The sequence below is a fragment of the Arachidicoccus terrestris genome (assembly GCF_020042345.1).
Classification (GTDB): Bacteria; Bacteroidota; Bacteroidia; order Chitinophagales; family Chitinophagaceae; genus Arachidicoccus; species Arachidicoccus terrestris.
This window is the reverse complement of the sequence record NZ_CP083387.1, coordinates 4718648-4739564: the sequence shown is the minus strand read 5'-3', so window position 1 is coordinate 4739564 and position 20917 is coordinate 4718648. Positions and strand designations below refer to the sequence as shown.

At 44.6% G+C, this 20917-nt stretch carries 10 protein-coding genes; 5 read left to right on the top strand and 5 right to left on the bottom strand.

What is annotated here, in order from left to right; translation table 11 throughout:
• Positions 1–25: 25 nt before the first annotated feature.
• Entirely contained in the window at positions 26–2005 is a 1980-nt protein-coding gene (locus K9M52_RS18405; RefSeq protein WP_224069908.1) for a gamma-glutamyltransferase family protein, read from the bottom strand.
• Positions 2006–2309: 304 nt separating this feature from the next.
• Between K9M52_RS18405 and K9M52_RS18400 the strand changes: the two genes are divergently transcribed.
• From K9M52_RS18400 to K9M52_RS18380, 5 genes are all read left to right on the top strand, one after another.
• Positions 2310–3389 carry an aldo/keto reductase gene (locus K9M52_RS18400; RefSeq protein WP_224069907.1) on the top strand — a complete coding sequence of 360 codons (1080 nt, stop codon included), beginning with the start codon at positions 2310–2312 and terminating at the stop codon, positions 3387–3389.
• Between the two features lie 515 nt (positions 3390–3904).
• Entirely contained in the window at positions 3905–7009 is a 3105-nt protein-coding gene (locus K9M52_RS18395) for a SusC/RagA family TonB-linked outer membrane protein (RefSeq protein ID WP_224069906.1), read from the top strand.
• 46 nt (positions 7010–7055) lie between these two features.
• Positions 7056–8750 carry a RagB/SusD family nutrient uptake outer membrane protein gene (locus K9M52_RS18390; protein WP_224069905.1) on the top strand — a complete coding sequence of 565 codons (1695 nt, stop codon included), beginning with the start codon at positions 7056–7058 and terminating at the stop codon, positions 8748–8750.
• Positions 8751–9527: 777 nt separating this feature from the next.
• Entirely contained in the window at positions 9528–11075 is a 1548-nt protein-coding gene (locus K9M52_RS18385; RefSeq protein ID WP_224069904.1) for a sulfatase, read from the top strand.
• A gap of 50 nt (positions 11076–11125) precedes the next feature.
• On the top strand, positions 11126–12544 hold the full coding sequence (locus K9M52_RS18380; RefSeq protein WP_224069903.1) for a GDSL-type esterase/lipase family protein: 1419 nt from the start codon (positions 11126–11128) through the stop codon (positions 12542–12544).
• On the opposite strand, the gene K9M52_RS18375 is transcribed toward K9M52_RS18380, so the two are convergent.
• The 4 genes from K9M52_RS18375 to K9M52_RS18360 all read right to left on the bottom strand — a co-directional run bounded on the left by K9M52_RS18375 (position 12516) and on the right by K9M52_RS18360 (position 20551).
• A complete protein-coding gene (locus K9M52_RS18375; protein WP_224069902.1) occupies positions 12516–13028 on the bottom strand; it encodes a hypothetical protein in 513 nt (170 codons plus the stop codon). The two genes, K9M52_RS18380 and K9M52_RS18375, sit on opposite strands and share 29 nt — an antisense overlap.
• A 233-nt stretch (positions 13029–13261) precedes the next feature.
• Positions 13262–15679, bottom strand: a complete 2418-nt coding sequence (locus K9M52_RS18370) for a phosphocholine-specific phospholipase C (RefSeq protein WP_224069901.1) — start codon at positions 15677–15679, stop codon at positions 13262–13264.
• Positions 15680–15822: 143 nt separating this feature from the next.
• A complete protein-coding gene (locus K9M52_RS18365) occupies positions 15823–17340 on the bottom strand; it encodes a SusD/RagB family nutrient-binding outer membrane lipoprotein (RefSeq protein WP_224069900.1) in 1518 nt (505 codons plus the stop codon).
• Between the two features lie 40 nt (positions 17341–17380).
• On the bottom strand, positions 17381–20551 hold the full coding sequence (locus K9M52_RS18360; protein WP_224069899.1) for a SusC/RagA family TonB-linked outer membrane protein: 3171 nt from the start codon (positions 20549–20551) through the stop codon (positions 17381–17383).
• Positions 20552–20917: the final 366 nt, after the last annotated feature.

Below are 20917 nucleotides of genomic sequence, written 5' to 3'. Positions count from 1 at the left end.
TGTATGGGAGGATCTGTACAATCAGCTACCAGCCGATTCCATAGTCCTCACCATTATCACTGCTGCCGCCCCATATGCTGCCATGTTCTCTATCTATAAATATCGCATTCAAGGGTCCGCTGGTCCGGCTGCCTAAAGACGGCGCATATCCCATGCTTTTCAAAGTTTCAAGATACTTTTGGGGTGTTTTTTTATCCAGCAGAATCTGCCCGGGCCTAGGCTTGCGGTCTGTTAGTTGAGTGCCACCCAGGGACAACCAAAGTTGATTGCTGTTAATGTTGGACGCTTCTGTCGCCTCTTGAACGGTCATGCCAAATTCCACCATATTCAGAAAAAACTGTAACTGATTTTGCTCCTGTGTATCACCTCCCTGGACCGCAAAGGACAGATAGGGTTGATGATCCTTAAGCGCCATAGACGGTGTAAGCGTGACTCTTGGGCGTTTGCCGGGGGCAACGACATTAAACGGATCTATCAGGCTGTCCAGTACAAAGCTTTGCATCCGCTGGCTGAGCCCCACACCTGTGTGACCGGCAATAACAGCCGGAATCCAGCCGCCGCTGGGTGTAACCGAAACCACCCATCCTTCTTTGTCCGCTGCTTCAATACTGGTTGTTCCCCTCCATAACCGGTCCAGGTATAAGCTGTCAACGACGCCTTGTTGAGAGCTGTTATAGGAAACGGCGTCATGGACAGGCACGAATCTGTCCGTCGCTTTGGGGGTAGTGGCGGAAGAGTCAAAGGTCGCTATCCTCTTTTTAAGTAAATCGGCAAAGGGATTGCTTTCATGCTGAAAAGGGTAGGGATCACCTGGCGCTGCATGGGCATCATTGTGATGAGGGTTTATCCTGGCTGCCTGTTGCTTAGCATAGTCCTTACTCAACAGCCCTTTGATGGGTACGCTGGGCTGGTACCGGGGATCACCATAGTAAAAGTCCCTATCTGCGAAAGCGAGGTTCATGGCCTGATAGATCGTATGTATATATTGTACAGAATTATATCCCATTTTTTTAAGATCGAAATTCTCTAATATATTGAGACATTCAAGCAAGGCGGGACCCTGTGACCAGGGTTGGAGTTTATATACGTCGATGCCTTTATAGCTTGTGTGTAGCGGCTCCTCTTCAACAGGATGCCATCCGGCCAAATCCTCCATTGTAATCAAACCTCCCTGCTGCTGAACGCCACGGACAAATTCTCTTGCAATATCTCCTTTGTAAAAGCGGTCATAAGCAGCCATAATCGCCTGTTCACGGGATTTGCCCGCTGCCAGGGCGTCTGTCTCTGCTTCAACCATTTTTCTTAGTGTTTCCAGGAGGTCTTTCTGAATAAAGATCTCACCAGGTGCCGGCCCTTCACGTTGCTCACCTAAATGCGGTAAAAAGACGGCCCTACTATATGTCCACTGTTTCAAGCGTTTTTTATTGCGTTCGATGCTGCCGGCCGTTTGTGCGTCCATAGCATAACCGGCTGCCATTTCCATGGCAGGGGCTAAGACTTGCTTGAGGCTTAAAGTACCGTATTTAGCCAGCATATAGCATAAGCCGCCGGGTGTCCCCGGCGTTACCGCTGCCAGCGGGCCGTATTCGGGTGGAAAGTTATAGCCCTTGCTTTTAAAAAATGCAGGAGTGGCTCCGGTAGGCGCTACTCCCATCGCATTGATGGCAATTACTTTTTTAGTATGAGGGTTATAGATTAAGGCCTGGGTTTCGCCGCCCCAGCTCAGTACATCCCACATGGTGCAACCCGCTGCCAGCATGGCACAAGCGGCGTCCACTGCATTGCCGCCTTGCTGAAAAATCATGGCACCTGCTTCTGCTGATAAGGGTTTTCCTGTAATAGCCATCCAGTGTTTGCCATATAGGGAGGGTTTCTCTGTTCTGAAATGTACCGGTTGCTGTGCTTTGGATAAAAAAGAAAAAAAGAGGATAAAGACAATAGAGAGCCATATCGGTTTATAATTGACAGCATTACAGGCGATATGTCGATTTTTATTTCCTTGCATAATTGGTGAGTGAATTGTTGAAGTACAATCTTCCAAAAAAGTTGAACAATGATAAATCAAATTACAGTCAGACCTATTTTATTTACAAATTTAACTGATTGTGGCTATTGCAATGGGAAAAATAATAATATAGTTCATCGGGAGAGGTTTGCCATTGGGAATTTTCTGCTGTTTTTTGCCCTATCCTTATGTCGGATTTAGACAAAAAATAGCCCGAAAAGGACAAGTTTTCAAAGGTAAATATGGTTAGTTTTGCCCTGGGAGATTTATTAAACGATGAAGCGTTGCTAAAATTCGGAAAAGGATGTCGAATAAGCGCGGACTTGTTGAAGCGTTCATTGTTGCAACACATTTAATATTTACGATTATGATTGAACCTGAGATGCCGGGCATTGTATTCGGGACAAGCGGTTTAGGCAATTTATATAAGGTTTTATCTGAGCGAAGCAAAATAGAGATTATTGGCGAGTGTATCAAGCACAGCCCTGAAACACCTTTTTTTGATACGGCTGGAAAATATGGAGCGGGACTGGCCCTCGAATCATTAGGTATAGGCTTGAAGGCTGCGGGCGTTAACCCTGATGAAGTTGTCATCAGTAATAAACTGGGATGGCTGCAAACAAACTTAAGCACCGTCGAACCGACATTTGAACCAGGCGTATGGAAAGACCTAAAGCATGACGCCATTCAACAAATTAGCTACGAGGGTATACTGGCATGTTATCACCAGGGAAATAGATTATTGAATGGTTATAAGGCAGAGTGGGTGTCGGTGCATGATCCCGACGAGTATTTGTATGCATCAAACGACGATACAGAAAAACGTTATCATGATATAATGGAAGCGTACCGGGCCCTTTATGAACTGAAAGAGGCCGGAAAGGTAAAGGCCGTTGGTGTCGGTGCTAAAGACTGGAGGGTTATCCAGAAAATCAGCAGTGATGTCAGGCTGGACTGGATTATGATCGCTAACAGTATGACAATTCACAGTCATCCGGCTGAGTTAGTACGATTTATGGAGCAAATGCAGGAACAAGGTGTGGTGATTATCAATTCTGCCATATTCAACGGAGGCTTTCTCACAGGCCTGGATTACTATAATTATAAACCGGTTTCACCGGCATCGAGCCCTGAGCTTTATCATTGGCGTGAAAGTATGTATGCGATTTGCGAAAAGTTTCATGTCCGGCCAGAAGTTGTCTGTGTTGCATTTGGTCAAAAAGCGCCGGGTGTAAAAAGCATTGCATTAAATACGACAAACGTACACCGCGTTCAAAAAAATATCGAAATGATTAAGTTGAGCGTGCCGCAAGCGCTATGGGCTGCTCTTGTTTCCGAGGGACTAATGGATGCATCCTATGCACAACAATACCTTTTAGATTAAACAAGTATTTGATGCAAAGCGCATCCTATGCACTTGCTTCGGAAAGTGAACCCGGTTGAAGGGGCGTCGAATGTATACCGCTGATTTTTCCGTTAAAAATTAAGAATCTATTGACGCTGGTTTGAATACGGAATCTGATTCAAAACCCAAATGTTAATAAGGGCAGTCTAGTCGTGATTTTCTTTTAGAAAATAACAACAAACAAGAACTTTCCCTTTCAATAATCCTTAACTGAATTATGATAAATGGATTTTAATCCTGCCTGCCACCGGGTTATCCGATATCTTATCCCATTGATTGTTGCTTCTTAAGAAACTTACGCAAACGTTTGAATTGAATATGTAATACATGTTATATATTCTGATTACCAGCATTTTCTAAGCGTAATGTCGGCTAATTGGAAAATTATAGACTGTTTGCACATTCTTTTTCAGAAATGATTCTGGTTAATTTAGCTGCCGTTCGGAAAAAATTAACCTAATGAAAACATCAAACCATTCAAAAACTTAAAAAGCATGCAAATTAAATCGTGTGGGCTGTTGGCCATCCTGCTATTATCCATAGTTGGGATCGCCAGGGCGCAGAAAAGTGTACAAGTGACTGGAGTGATCAGCTCCATGGAGCATCCCCTTAGTGGTGCGTCGGTTAGTGTAAAGGATAATAGTAAAAACGGAACAGTAGCAGGTGTGGACGGAAGATATACCATTACAGTTCCTGAGAATGCGACACTGGTTTTTTCTTCAGTGGGATATACCTCCAAAGAAGAGAAAGTAAACGGCAGAACGACCATTGACGTTCTCCTGGTAGAAGCCGGTCAGCAATTAAATGATGTTGTGGTCGTGGGTTATGGCACGCAGAAAAAGGAGAACCTGACCGGTTCCGTGGCGTCTATCCAGCCCAAGGAGCTGAGAAGCCGCCCTGTAACATCTGTACAAAACGCACTCCAGGGTGTTTCTCCGGGACTCACCATTTTGAATCGCCCAGGCGCTGTTTCAAAAGCCAAAAACGGAAGCAGTAACGGGGACGGAACGATTACTGTCCGGGGCAGGACCAATCTGGGGTCTCCTGGTCCTATGATCGTAATCGACGGAATTCCGGCTTCCAATGCAGAGCTTTCTGCCCTGAATCCGAATGATATCGCTACCATGTCTGTATTGAAAGACGCCGCCTCTGCCGCTATTTATGGTTCGAGGGCAGCCAACGGGGTTATCCTGATTACAACCCGGAAAGGGAAAGGCGACAAACTCAGTGTAGAGTTTAATTTTGATTACGGCCTTCAGTCACCTACAAGAATGCCTGAATATGTCAATTCAGTTCAGTATGCAACGCTATACAATGAAGCCATGACCAATGCGGGAGCCAAACCGGTCTATTCTGATGATGTCATTGAGAAATTCAGGAGTGGGAGCGAGCCTGATCTTTATCCGAATACAGACTGGCTGGATCTGTTCTTTAGAAAGAATCCGCCAATGACCAGTGGAAACGTGAATATTTCTTCTACGGGTAAGTATACAGATTATTATTTAGGGGTATCTTATTTGAACCAACAGTCCTTATACCCCGGCCAATCTCAGAACAGAGCATCGGTAAAATTAAATACCAACACGAACGTCATCAAGGACATCTTAAAATTGGGCACGAATCTCTCTTTCATTAAGCAGGATTATGATAATGACGGTGGTGATATTTCTTTAATTGACCTGTATAGGTCCCTTCCGATTACAGTTGCCAGACAGTCCAATGGTGCCTGGGGTTCTGTCACGGCTGGTGCCGAGAACGCCACCAATGCGAATATAAATCAGCTGCGTCTTTTAGACGAGGGCGGCAGTAACTATAATAAGGATAATTATCTGCAATTAGCCGCCAATGCCGAGCTGACACCTTTCAAAGGATTTTCCGTGAACGGCCTGATGTCATTAAAATATACCAATGAGAACTCCTGGGATTTTAATAAAACCATTGAGCCTATTATTGGATTTATCAGTGGAAATCCCATGAACAGTACAGCCAGAACCACGAATGAAATGAAAGAATACTGGGGCAAGCGTCAGGAGTTTCTGGTACAGGGGTATGCGAACTACGAAATGCACCTAGACAGACATTATTTCAAAGTAATGGCAGGGGCTTCACAGGAAAGTAATATCTACAGGACCGCTTTTCTGGGTAGAAAGAATTTCCCCAATAATGATGTGACGACTATTATAACAGGCTCCACCGGCGATGCCAATATGAGTAGTGATGACGATGGCCAGGCCAACAGAACGATGAATACAGAATGGGCGATGCGTTCTTTCTTTGGCCGTATCAACTATAATTTTGCAGAGAAGTACCTGTTTGAGGCCAATTTACGTTCAGATTACTCCTCCCGGTTTATCTCTGATCTCAGAGGACATGTATTTCCGTCTCTGTCTGCCGCCTGGAAGATCTCCGATGAGAACTTCATGAAAAACATCAGCTGGTTAAACAACCTGAAGATAAGAGGTTCCTGGGGGCAATTAGGTAATCAGGACGCCGTACCGATCGGGAACTATTATTCCCTGATCAATTTTGGCTATGCCTATAGCTTTGGCGGATCTGCCTATGATGGTGCCTGGCAATCCGCAGGGGCCAATCCGATGGCTACATGGGAAACAGTGACGATGACCAATATTGGTATTGACGCGACCTTTCTGGATCGTCATGTTAATCTGACGGCTGATTATTATATTAAGGATGCTGACGGTATTTTGATGCAGCCTCCGACCCTGGACAGCTACGGCCTGTCTAAAATACCTTATGCCAATGCTGCTTCCACCAGAAACAAGGGGGTTGAAGTCGCTTTGAATTATAACGGTAAGATCGGCGATCTTAGTTTTAATCTGGGCGGAAATATCTCTGCTATCCAAAATGAGATTCTTTCCCTGGGCGGAGAACAGGAGCGCTTCGACGGTAATTATATTGAAAAGGTAGGAGAGAAGGTAGGGGCATTTTACGGATATGTCGCGGACGGCCTTTTTACCAGTGAAGAAGAAGTCGCAAGTAGCCCTTTCCAAAGTTCCAATACCCATGCCGGAGATATTAAATACAAAGACCTGGATGGCAATAAGGTCATCGATGATAATGACCGTGCGGTCATTGGTAATGATGTACCCTGGCTCAACTATGGTTTTACGTTGAATGCAACCTACAAGAATTTTGATCTAAGTGTCTTGACATATGGAGTTGCCAATGTAGATGCCTATTTGTCAAATGAAGCCTCTCAGCCTTTCTTTAACGGCGCAGGCGTCAAGGTACAATATCTGGATCATCGCTGGACCAAAGAGAATCCTGATGCCAATGCAGATTTTCCAAGGCTGCTTACCAGCGCAGACGGTAATCAGAACTATGGCAGAACTTCTTCTTTCTGGTTGTTTGACGCGGGATATTTTAGAGTCCGCAGCATTACGCTGGGCTATAACCTGCCTTCGGACCTGATCAAAAAGGCAAGCATGACGCAGGCCAGAGTGTATATTGCTGCGTCTAATCCGTTCACCTTTATGGCAGATAAAAGACTCGGCGACTGGGATCCGGAAATGGCTTCCGGCCGAGGCGGCTATCCTGGTATTAAAACCTGGTCTGTCGGTTTGAATATAAAATTCTAATAATACTGGCTGTTTATTGAATAGTCAGTTTAAAAATAAAATGATCATGAAATACAATATACATAAACCCGTTATCGCTATCATGGTAGGGGCCGGGTTATTATTTAGTGCATGCAGCAAGGATTTTCTCAATCGTCTGCCGGAAAATGCGGTTCCCTCAGAACAGTTCTGGAATTCAGCGGCAGATATTGAAAAGGCCGTAACAGGGGTATATAATCAATTAGGCGGAGATGGTATCATTTATGATGCTGCCATGAGTGATGATGCCTTTGCGCAGTATCCCTGGGAAAGTTCAGCAACCGTAATGAGTTCGGGTGATGTCACCACTGATTTAACTGGTAGCTGGGGATTTACTGATATCAGAAGGGCTAATTTTTTCCTGGACAACTGTGATAAGGCGACGATCGATGCAGAACAGTTAGCCCAATATAAGGCTCAGGTGCGGTTTTTAAGAGCCTGGTTTTATTGGGACCGTGTTGTTAAGTATGGCGATTATCCTTTGATAACAACGGCTCTTGAAATTGATCAGGTGGATGTGCCCAGGACGCCCAGAGCAGAAGTCGTGGATTTTCTGATCAAAGAATTGGATACGGTTGCCGCCGTATTACCCGTAAGTTATGACGCTGCAGATAATGGCAGAGCGACCAAGGGCGCAGCGCTGGCACTGAAGGCCCGGATCTTACTGACGGACGCCAGCCCTTATTTCAATACGGGTAACGACGCTTCTAAATGGAAGGCAGCGGCTGACGCTGCGAAAGCAGTGATGGATCTTGGCACCTATGGTCTTTATAAAGTGACAGCAGAGACAGGCGATAATAAGCTGGATAACTACAGCAAATGGGTAAATTTCTCTAGCAGCGCAGACGAAAGTAAGTTTAGACTGGGACTGCGCAGCTATGAAGGTCTGTTTGAAAAGGCCGGGCAGACCAGCAATGAGATCATCTTCCAGAGAGATTATATTGTCCAGCAGGATCCCAATTATTTAAACACCTACTTACCCCCGAGTACACTGGGCGGCTGGAGCTCAGTTACTCCGACGCAGCAACTCGTAGACGCATATGACAGCTATAAGACCGGTGAAGCCGTAACGCCCGTCTCCGCCGATCAGAGAGCTGAATGGTATGGCGCGAAAGACGCCAGATTCTACAATGAATATAAGAATCGTGATCCGCGTTTCTATGCGACCATTATGTTTAATGGCAGCCCATGGAACGCGCTGGAAAAAGGGTATAGCTTCGAATGGATCATTGGTGGCAGCAATAACTCCAAGACCGGTTACAATTTTAGAAAGATGGTGGATCCGGATGTCTACAAAGAACAAGTCGATAACTACAACAATGTTATACTGATGCGTTATGCGGAGATTCTTTTGTCGTATGCTGAGGCAGAAAATGAGTATGCCGGGCCTAATATCTCAGTATATGATGCATTGGATCAGATCAGAGAAAGAGCCGGTATGCCTGGGGTAGACAGAAGTAAATACAGCAGCAAGGAAAGCCTGCGCACATTCATTCGTCATGAAAGAAGAATTGAACTGGCGCTGGAAGGACAACGTTATCTGGATATCCGTCGCTGGAAGATCGCGCCGCAGGTCATGAAGACTATTTATGACCTTCGTAAATCTCCGGCTCAAAACAGGGTCTGGAATGACAGACTGTATTATTTTCCGGTGCCGCAGAAACAAATTGATCTGAGTAATGATATCTTAAAGCAAAACCCTGGTTATTCCAGTAATGAATAGGTGTAAGCCAAAGGCTCAGGCTAAATGTTTTGTACTGTTTATTGTGTAATTGCAAAGAGGCTGTCTCAATTTTTTGGGCAGCTTCTTTTTTTGACACATTAGCTAAGGTAGATGGGCATGTAAGATGCCTGTTGCCAGAAGAACTGCATAATGCAGTTACTGTCGCGTCTTTTTCTTTCTTTAATAATTATTCAGCTGTTTTTTCGGTCCCTACAATATTTGGCATGTTGTGAGCACTTATATCTCGCCAAAACAAAAAAAAATCGAAGTTTTGGCGAAAAATAATAATAGATAACTCGCCAAATGTTTAGCAAAAAGGCCTCAAGGTCATTTGCCGCTAGAATTGGGCGATGCACCTTAATCTATTCTTATTTAAATTGTTCAACGTGAATCTGTAGTGTCTTTTTAGGTCATTCTGATTTTCGCTCCCAATAATTTATTAAAATAATACCAATAAACATCAACATAATGTTAATGACATACTCTGTGTTACAGTATATTTGTTTCGTATAACCGCATCTTGGGTAAGAGAGGCACAACAGAAAACAGTCAGAGCCGTAGAAGGCTGCTTTATCGTCGACAGAGATCAGCTTCCAAAGTTGCCGGATAATTTGCAGTATAATATCAAAGAATAGCTCAGGCGGGTAGAATTGCTGGCAGAAAGTCTGATTCCATTCATTAAAAAAAGAACTAAAAATGTTCGAAAGCAGAAATGAAGATTGCGTTATTTAGCGTTCCGGGTTTCTTGATAAGCAATTAAAATAAAAATTATCAATAATGCGAAAATATATTCTAGTTTCTTTCTTAATGCCGATACTATGGGTGCGAGGACAGCAAAAGCACGTAAAAAAGCAAAGTCCTGACCGGCCTAATATTATTTTCTTTCTGGTAGATGATATGGGATGGGAGGACTGCTCCGTTCCTTTTTGGGATAGTATTACTGCACAAAACAAAAAGTTCCAGACACCCAATATGGTTCATTTTGCGGCCACAGCTGAAAAGTTTACCAATGCCTATGCCAATTCTATCTGTACGCCCTCTCGGGTAAGCCTGATGTCAGGAATGGATGCCGGCCGCCACAAGGTCACCAACTGGACTATGTTCAAAAATAAAGCGGTTGATGCGAAGGACAGCCAGATGCAAGCTCCTGAATGGAATGTAAATGGTCTTTCTCCGGTACCTGGTGACCCAAGAAGCGTCTACGTAACACCACTGCCTCAGATTTTAAAAGACAATGGCTATTATACAATTCAATGCGGAAAGGCGCATTTTGGTGCCTATCAAACACCGGGGGCTAATCCGTTGAATTTAGGATTCATGAAAAATATTGGCGGCAGTGCCGCCGGTAATCCCGCGTCATACCTTGCCGAAGATGATTTTGGCTATGATCCAGCCCATTTTAATGTACGTGCAGATATTCCCAATATGCAACAGTATTGGCATACGCCCAGTTTTCTGACTGAAGACTTGACCATTGAGGCCCAAAAGGCAATGGATACAGCCAGAAGTCTGCACAAGCCGTTTTTTTTATATATGGCGCAGTACGCCGTGCATCTTCCTTATAACCCTGACAAGAGATTTGTTCAAAAATACCTGGACAAGGGATTTACGATACCGGAGGCGGCTTATTGTGCACTGATTGAGGGGATGGATAAGAGTTTCGGAGACTTACTGACATATTTAATGAAAAATGACTTAGAGAAAAATACGATCGTAATTTTTATGTCGGATAACGGCGGGTTTTCTCATGCACCCCGTCAGGGAAAGGAAAACAGCCAGAATTATCCGCTCCGTAATGGTAAGGGGTCGTTATATGAAGGCGGTATCCGGGAACCCATGATGGTAAGGTGGCCGGGCGTTACCAGGGAGGGAAGTAGCTGTGATCAATATGTGATCATTCAGGATTTTTTCCCTACAATCCTGGAAATGGCAGGTATTAGAAAGCCTGCCGTTGTGCAGCATATAGATGGTCAAAGCATGGTGCCCTATCTTAGTAAACCCTCCTTTAGGGACAACAGCCGTACACTGACCTGGAATTTTCCCAATGGATGGTCCGGAGGCCACTTAAGTCAGGATTGCTCCTGGACTTGTGCGGTCCGTCAAGGAGACTGGAAGCTGATTTATTTTGAAAAGTATGGCAGGCTCGAACTGTATAATTTGAAAGAAGATATAAAGGAAGTACATGATCTGTCAATGGAAAATCGTCAGAAAACCAAAGAGTTAGCAAGGCTACTTACAAAAAAATTAAAACAGCAGCATGCCCAAATGACTGTTTTAAAAAGTACAGGGCAGTGGGTGCCATATCCTGATCAGGTTAAATTGTAGATTTACTTATAATCATAGAGCGTTATATAATGTTATTAAAGCCTAAATTTTTGAAGCCCATATTTATATTTCTGATTCTGCTATTATCGATTCAATGTTTTAGTCAGAAGGCCAGAAGAATCGCCTGCGTAGGCAATAGCATCACTTTTGGTTATGGTATAAACCCGAGAGAACAGAACAGCTATCCGGGTCAACTGCAGGCAATGCTAGGCGATGGATATGATGTCAGGAACTTCGGTGTCAGCGGCAGAACCTTACTTCGTAATGGCAATCATCCCTATTGGAAGGAGAAAGCGTTTCACGATGCAATGGCTTTTAAACCTGATGTCGTCTTTATCATGTTAGGAACCAATGACAGCAAAGCTGTCAATCGACCCTATTTTAATCAGTTTGAAAGAGACTATAGTGATTTAATTGACTCTTTCCGCGCCTTGTCAACCCACCCAAGGGTCATAATGGTTCTGCCCATAGCTACTTTCAATGCTGACTCAAACTCCATTTATGATCCGGTAATTGTAAAAAAGATCATACCCATGTGTGAATCAGTCGCCTTTAAAAAGCAGGTTGAGTTCATCGACCTTCACCCCATGTTTTTGGGCAGGGAGAACGAATTATTCGATAAAATTCATCCGAATTCCATTGGCGATACAAGGATTGCGCAACGCCTGTATGAGCAGTTGCAGCTGACGCCGGCCCACAATGACCGCTTTTTTAAAAAGATACCTTCTCCGACAAGTATTAAGAACTATCATGGATATCAATGTGTGGAATTCAAATTTGAGGGCCGGGAGTGCAAGATTGTCAGACCTTATGCTTTTGAGAAGGGCAATCCCTGGATATGGAGAGCCAGATTCTGGGGCAATCAGCCCCAGGCCGAGCTTGGACTATTGGAAAGGGGATTTTATCTCGCCTATTGTGATGTCGCCGAGTTATATGGCAATAAGGCGTGTATAGATATCTGGAACAAGTTTTACGCATTTTTGCATACCCGGCTGGGGTTAAATGCCAAAGTCGCCCTGGAAGGATATAGTAGGGGAGGGATATATATTTATAACTGGGCCGCGGCCAATCCTGAAAAAGTAGCATGTGTCTATGCCGATGCCCCTGTGCTGGATTTTAAAAGCTGGCCCGGTGGAAAAGGAACCGGCCCTGGAAGTCAAGCCGACTGGGCATTGTTTCAAAAAGATTACGGCCTACGATCAGAACAGCAGGCAGTAGCTTTCCGGGGTGCACCGATATACCGGGCTAAGGAGATCATAGCGGGACACTACCCGATGCTGCATGTAGTTGGAGACGCTGACACGGTCGTGCCGGTTTCTGAAAATACGACACCCTTTGTAAAGAATATACGCGCCCTTGGCGGGGCGATCGAAGTGATCCATAAGCCCGGCATGTTCCACCATCCACATAGCCTGGCTAATCCGGAACGCATCATAAATTTTATTTTGCATGCAACGGAACATAAATAAATCTGGGCGCTGTATTTCTTTTGTTGGCGTTACTGTCTTTCGAAACAATTTTTTCTGCTGGTGTATGCGGTTGTAACCGGAGTTTTAAAATAGCAGGTTGATCCGTATTGCCCATATTCTGCTCCCGGCTATCGGTTTTAACCGGCCTAAGGCCGTTATTCACCAGCAAGCCGCTACTCATTAGCGGCGCTATTAAATGCGGGTAGTCATGCAGGTAGAGCCGGCTGCCGGGATTCTCCCAGTCAATTAAAAAAGCATTTTTGTCTGATATGGCATTGACGGATTGAATAAGATGCCGGGTTGCACCGGAAAACAGGTTAGGATCAATCAGCGTTTCCTTACCTGTCTTATCTATTGTCTGGATAAAAGCACCTTTTTGATCAAAATCGAGCCGAATAAATATATCTGTTGGCTTGCGCCGAAGGTTTTGTGCCTGTCGGTCAAGTGCCTCCTTTTGCGTCTTGAGGATGTCAAACACGGACATAACTATCTGAAAATTAATCGAGAATACTGTTTAGCGTAAACAGACGTCTCCGCAAATTCTATAAAGGAGACATCTGTGTAAATATAATGATGGCAAATTTAGCAATAAGAGGCTGGTTTACGAAAAGACGAAGAAAATAGTCCGCCAACGGGATGGCTGAAACAGTGGCACAAGACGGTTTACTTGTTGCTGTCTTTATGCCACCCGAATATCTGAAGCGGGCATCCTTTCACTTATACGATCCCGCCCATATAGGGATCCGTCATAGACGGCTTCCCTGTTTCAACATGTCCTGCAAAGCGTCTGGCGTATTGATCCTTGTTGTTTACCCGAAGGGTAAAATCATACCAATGATGCTGCTTCTGCAAGGCGATAATGACAGTTTTCCGTTGGCCTGGTCCAATAACGAGGCTGTGATGCGCTGTTTTATAGGCGTTATCCAAAAGTTCTATTTCAATCGGTTGTCTCTCTTTATTTTCGACTTCCAAGGCGATATTACCGCTTATTTTCTTTCCGTTCTTTTCATACTGGCACTGGATATTGATTTGGGGATCCTGGCGACTACCGGTAAATTCCCTGAAAAACCCGTTTGGCCCATCCACTTTTAACGCGTATGCTCCGTCGGCAAAATCTCTTAACAGAAGCTGATCATAAAGTGTCCTGTCGGCCGAAACGGCATAATTCCATACTTTGCCTGCTTCACCTTTGTATTTTCCTGTCGTATACATGTTAAACGGGGCACCTTTAATGCTGTTTTTATCTATTCCGGGAAGAGAGCTGCTGGCAAAACTCAATTCAAGGATACCTGTATCCTTATCTACGATACAATGCGCAAATAACTGCATTGGCAGCGCGCACGCATTTTTGATACCGGATTCCTGGTGTGGTATTAAACCGGCTACTTTCCCGTCAAATGATGGGCTGCCATTGATCAACTTCCTGTCTTCATCAGTCAGTGGATCGGGTAGTAACTGGCGAGGCTTGTTCTTAGCATTTTGTATGCGGATAATGGACGCATCTTTGTTTAGAAAATCTGGTAGGGGGACCTGTTCTCCGTTATAGGGCCTGAATGCAGAGAATAAGTCACTACAAATGGCCCGTCGCCAGCTACTGATATGAGGGGACCTGATCTGTTTTCCAGTTTTCTTACTCAGAAAATTTTCCAGAAACATTAAAGTGGATGTGTGGTCAGTGACCTGTGAATTGACGTAGCCTCCTTTACTCCAGGGGGAGCAGATGATCATGGGTACCCGGTAGCCGAGCCCGATAGGTGCATCGTCTTTTTGATGATAATCAGCAAGCGTATCTATCGATTCAGATACTTTTCCGGCATGGGGATCGCCCGGTTTAGGTACGACAAAAGGAGACAGATGATCAAAATAACCGTCATTCTCGTCATAATTTAATATAAAAATTGTTTTTTTCCAGACTTCAGGGTTCTGGGTAAGAATATCCAGCACCTGTGATACATACCAGGTACCATAAAGTGGAGAACTGGTATGGTCTGAAAAGCTCTGTGGCGCAACCAGCCAGGAAACCGTTGGCAGCTGGCCGCTTTGGACGTCTTGCCTAAATTGGTGAAAGATATCGTTTTTAGGTACCTCGATCGTCCACTTTTTGCCCTTGTCATCGGTAAAAGTAAACGGAGCCAGTCGAAGATAATCCCCCGTATCGTCGATATTCGTGGTAAAGGCTTTATCTACCAGATTTTTCTGCTTAGCAGATAGCTTGGCGTATTTTTCCTGTACCTGTTCAGGGCTTAGATCTGGCTTCACACTCTTATCGCCGTTTTTTCTGAAATATGCGGAGAGCTTGACATTGTGCCGGGTAACGTATTCGATGGCGTTATCGCCATAGTTCCCTAACCAGTAGTCCGTGCTGGAGGGTTGTAGATTAGCGGTCCAGAGCTCATTTTGATAGATCTTCCAGGAAATATCATTGTCTTCCAGAAGTTCGGGAAAGGTACTCCAGTCAACATAGGCATTGTCTCTGGATTCTGCAAAGGAATTCAGTACTGCAGCCACGGAATCACTCTTTAGATCAGGGCGGATATTACCCGTCCAGAAGAAGAGCCTGTTAGGAGTTGTGCCTGTCAGAGAAGAGCAGAAGTTGTGATCGCAAATAGTAAAGGCATCCGCCATAGCGTAATAAAAAGGCACGTCTTCTCTTTGGTAATGCCCCATTGTCATGGCTGTTTTATTTGGAATCCACTGGTCGTATTTGCCGCGATTTCTGGCCGCAGATTGGTCTGGCCAGCCGTGCGGGAGGCCTCCCTCCCAGGTGACTTTCGTTTTCTGGATATCGATGTGAAAGGGTGGGTAGGCCTTGCCGTCTTTATCACGCTGAATCCAGACTTTATCCCCCGAAGGTAAAGTTTTGGCTCTGGGGTCATTAAAACCCCTTACGCCTTTCATAGTACCAAATATGTGATCAAAGGACCTGTTTTCCTGCATAAGGAACACAACATGTTCAGCGTCCAAAAACGTGGTTCCCTTCTCCGCATTGATCGCCATAGCTCTCTTGATGGAAAAAGGCAGGACGCTGGACAGCCCCGCCGCTCCGGACAGGATCGCCGCATTTTTTAAAAATTCTCTTCTTGTGGTGGTTTTTGTCGTCATATTGTTCGTTGTGTCTGTTTTGGCAATTTTCATTGCTGATAAATTTATTCTTAAAACCTATAGCCAAGGCGGTATATATTCAGTGTTCGGACCGGAGTGACGGCCGGTTTAAACAAATATAACAGATCAGCTGTCATCAACGAGGTTTAAGATGGTTTTATTTCTCTGGATGCATTCTATTTGAGCAACCACATTTTCCCATTGATAACATCTCCATTGGTATACTGGCGCCTGACGGCCAGCTCCAGATTCTCATCATTATTCGTGTATTCGTCGGTGGGATAATTCCAACGAAGCGCCACCGCAGGTTTTCCATTCACCATATTGGTTACACCGCCGCCGGCCACGTCAAAATCCGGAAAACCGGTGCGGCGCTGCTCATAAAACGGCCACCATCCGCATTGCATAAACATACTGATATATTTTTGGGTAATAATCTGCTCAATTTCCTTACCCGGCTGGAGCAGGAGGGAAGGCTGAGCCAGGTACCGGGCAATGTCCTGCTGCGTATAAGAGATACCGCTAATACTTGTGGTTTCATACATAGAAAAATTCATTGCCGCTTCAATTCCTTTCCTATAATAAGCCCCCGGATCGCCATTGATCCATTTTCTAGCAGCAGCCTCAGCCATTAAAAACTCTACTTCTGAATAGCCCATCAGAAGACTCACCTCATTGATGGAGTCATATGCATACCGCTTATTGATCTGTGAGGCGGTTCCTTTCCCTTTTTTACTTGTATTGTAATCAAGTGTGGCACTCCCCCTAAGTCCCCCATAGGCATCGAAATCGTCGGGCGGCATATTGGAACCGGCTGCATTCGGCGTGGGCCTTCCATAAACAAAGAGCCTCGGATCTTTTAGTTGCTGCAGGATACGCACAAAGCTGCTGTCTAAATAATAGTCGGTCTTCATACTGTTATCGTTGAAATAAGGATACCGGTTTGCTGCTAATGCATAATAAGGCAATGCGCCATTGTCTTCATTGGATTGAAAAATGGGGTATTTCTCCGGAGACTCAATGATCTCTTTAAATCGCTGCGAGATTTGAACCGAGCCAACGGTTGTTTTTTTTGAAAGGCTCATTAATACACGCAGTGTATAGGAGTTGATGAGTTTTTTCCAGTTTGTAATATTGCCACCGTAGATAATATCGCCAGCGATACCACCACCTGCTTCAGAAAGTGAGTCGGCGGCGATTTTCAGCTCTTTCAAAACACCTTCAAAGATTTGTTCCTGTGTGTCATAGACAGGTTTTACCGCACCGGCGTCAAATTTACCGCCCTCGATGGACTGCATCATCTGGGAATAAGGAATATCACCAAAAGCCATTGTCATACCAATCATATAATACGCCCTGAAGAACTTACCCAGATAGATATAATTGGTTTTGCCTGTTCTCCTGGCTTCCTGTTGCATTTTGACGACCTGGGTAATGGCCTCATAGTTAAAGCCGCTGCGAGTCCAGCTATAATATTGAGAAGCAGCCTTCGACTGCGTGTACACCAGGTACCTGCTGGCCAGATCTGCATCTGCTGAGATGTTAGCGAATGCATCAGCCTCAATGGAAGGGAGCAGCGAAGAAGGATCGGCTACCGTAGGCAGATTAGGGTTATTTTGAAAATCACTGAATTTCTTGCAAGATACGCTTGCCATGACCAGGCAGAGCGCACTTATAATCATTAAATATTTCATGTGAAAGTATTTTAGAATAACTGTATTGGACAATAGTGGTTTAGAACTTAACATTGAGGTTGATGCCCATACTCCGGATAGAAGGGGATTGTAAATTATCTGCTTCGGCATCCGGATCGACATTGGGAATCTTTGAGAGCAAGAACAGATTATTGCCGATTAGCGAAAGGGATGCCTGTTTACAAATACCTTTTACCCACTTTTCAGGAAGGGTATAGGTCAGTGCTATTTCTCGGAGTTTTAAGTAAGAACCACTGTAATAGAAATAATTGTTGGACATGCCACCTGAAGTGGATTGCATAAAGCTGATATAGTTTACCGGTGTCGTGTTAGGAGCATACTTTCTGGTATCTTCCAGAATGTTTCCATGGTCATCATAGGTAACACTGCCCTCAGTAATTATCACGCCCGGGCCGACATAGGTATTATTACCGGCAATTGCATCATCACGGTATTTGGTAACGGTACCGGGAGCTGTGCCGCCCCACCACATCTTCTGATTGGTGGAGGAGTAGATCAAACCTCCGAGGCGGCCGTCAAAGGAAAAGCTAAACTGAAAATTCCGGTAGGTGAAACTGTTTTGAAATCCATAGATCCAATCTGGGTCACTGTAACCCAGTGTATAACCATATACACCTCCGGTAAGCGTAGCTCCGGTGTTGGCGGGATATCCGTCGCTGCCGTATATGGCTCTGCCGTCCGGGGTCAGATAATCGCTGATATAGAGCTTATCGGTTCTGGCGCCTTCTTTTAAATAGGTGCCGATATATCCGTCATCGGAAAGCGTCGCCTGCTGCAGCCATTCATGGATATTGCTAAAGTTAAGTGTGGTCTCCCATTTGAAATCTGCATTTTTGAACGGCACACCGCTTACGATAAATTCCCAGCCTTTTTTAAGATAGACATCCGCATTCTGTAAGACGCTGGTGTAGCCACTGGCCTGAGACTGCGGTCCCCGGACATAATTATTGGAGTTGACATTTCTAAAGAAAGTGGCATCTATATTGATCCTGTTTTTAAACAATCCCAATGTCATTCCATATTCCCCTGATTTTGTTGTCTGAGGGATCAAAACCGGGTTGATGACCGAGGTGGGCCAGTAAAGTGAAGGAACGCTATTCCACTTGATGCCATTACTATAGGTCAGGATGTGGGAATACGCATCATTGTTATCAATAATACCTGTATTGACCTGTGCCCAGGAAGCTCTCAGTTTCCAAAACGAGATGAATTCAGGTAGCTGCAAGGCGTCCGACAACACGGCCGAAACACCTACTGATGGATAAAAATAGGCATTGTTTGAAACAGGTAGGGTAGAGGTCTGATCTCTTCTGCCGGTAAATGAAAAATACAGGAATTTCAGGGCTTCAATATCAGCCGTTCCATACAAACTGGCGGTTCTGCGTTCCTGCAGGGAGCTTAAGCCGCTAACGGGATTGATTGAGTTACTCAGTGTGTATAGGTCGGGCACTGTGAGGCCGTCCGTGGCAGCATACAGATATTTGCTGTTTCTATAGGAATTAGAAGCACCTGCTGTCAGGTTGATCTTTAGATAATCACTGAAGGTATGCTTATAGGTCAGTATTAAATCAGAGGTGATATCAAAATAGTTGGTTTTGGCATTTGAATAATTGCCCAGGGATTTATCGCCATATCCTATATAGCTTTTTGGCACCCTGATCTCCGTATTTTCTCCGTATGCATTAAACCCGTTTCTAAATACCAGGGAAAAATCCTTATTGAACTGATAAGTCATGGTCGCCTGTCCAAAAGTATTATCTTTAACGTAGCCATTCAGATATTCATAAGCTTGAAAATAAGGATTGTTATACCAAGATAGATTGTAGTTTCTTTGCTGGATACCTTCCTGATCTTTCGCCCAGTAATTACGTAAATCCCGGATATCTACATCGGGGCCGATCCACAAGATCAGATTGTAGAGTATATTTTGTGGACTATAGCCTACTGTGGGGTAATTTTCCGAGTATTCCCTATTATAGGTCAATTTGCCATCGATATTTAATTTGGATGTCAGTGCGTAATTACCTCCTATTGAAAAAGTGGAATTATTGACAGCAGTATTCGGCACTAATCCCCTTTGATAGTTATGCGCAGCGGATACCCTGAATGACCCCTTGTCACTGCCTACCGACGCAGAAATGCTATTGGTGGATAAAATACCAGGCCGGAAAAAGTTTTTAATATTATTGCTTCCCCTGGATACCCAGGGCAGGGGCTTGTAATGCCCCGTGTAGGTCGAACCATCTGCATACCGAACGGTATAGTTCTGGCTGGGGTCATAAGGGCTGTTATACTGTGGCAATTCTACAAAACCACTTTCTGTAGAGGGGTCTTTCTGGTCTAATTTAGGCCCCCAGATCCAGCCGCCACCTTCCAGTCCGCCGCCACTGCCATCGATATAGGCATATTTACCTTGATCACCACCACCATAGATGGTCTGCACCTTTGGTATTCTGGTATAGCCAGCCTGGAAGAGGGTAGAAGAATTGATCTCTACATTTAGTTTGCCCCGCTTTCCCTTTTTGGTTGTATATAAAATAGCGCCATGGATACCAATAGCCCCGTAAAGGGCGCCGGCGGCTGTTCCTTTTAACACAGTAACACTTTCTATGTCGTCAGCATTAACTTTATAAGGGTCTGCATTGGGATCCGGAATGCCGTCAATGACCACCAGCGGAGATTCTCCTCTCAGGGAAATGCCGGGATTACGAAACAGATCAGTGGTGTTCTTGATATTCAGGCCTGCAACCTTGCCGACAAGGGCCCCCACAGCAGTTGAGGTTTTAACTTTTTCAAGGGCAGCTCCCTTGACCTCCTGAACGGAATAGCCCAGGGCTTTTTGTTCCTTTTTAATACCCAAGGCAGTTGTAACCACGACATCCCCTAACTGGTTTTGTGACGCAGGGTTTAAAAGGATATGTAGGTTTGTCTGACTGTTTACGGGCACTTCTTTAGCTATATAGCCTATATAGCTAAACACCAGCACAGCGTCAGCAGGGCAGTGTATGGTAAAGAAGCCCGTGGTATTGGTGATCGAGCCTCCTGTTTTTCCTTTGACAACAACGGAGGCGCCTTGCAGCACACTGCTATCTGCGGCAGACCTGATCGTGCCTTTAATCTCTATATTTTGTGCCAGGGCCAGGGTGCAAAAAACAAGGGAAAAGACAATTGTAAATATGAACTTTCGCATGGTTCTTTCAATTAGATGAATTAGTTAAGATTTGTATGCCGAATGGATGGTATCGCCTATAGTAAAATCAGACGACTGTCTGGCGAACATGAAGATGTGAACAGTTGAATGGCTAGGTCCTGTAATGTCGAATCATTTATTATATTTTAATGGTTACTTTAATTTTTTATTATCGAATTTCTGTATCGTTACAGATTATGACAGACTTCTTATCATTATTTGAAACCGGTACAACAAACAGGTAACGTCGTAAATTTTGGGAACGGCAAGTTTTGATAACACAGATACGATACCCGATCCGGTTGAAAAGGCGCCTGGATTGCCTGAAATCTCATTATCGTAATTCATACCATAAAGGAGTTCCAT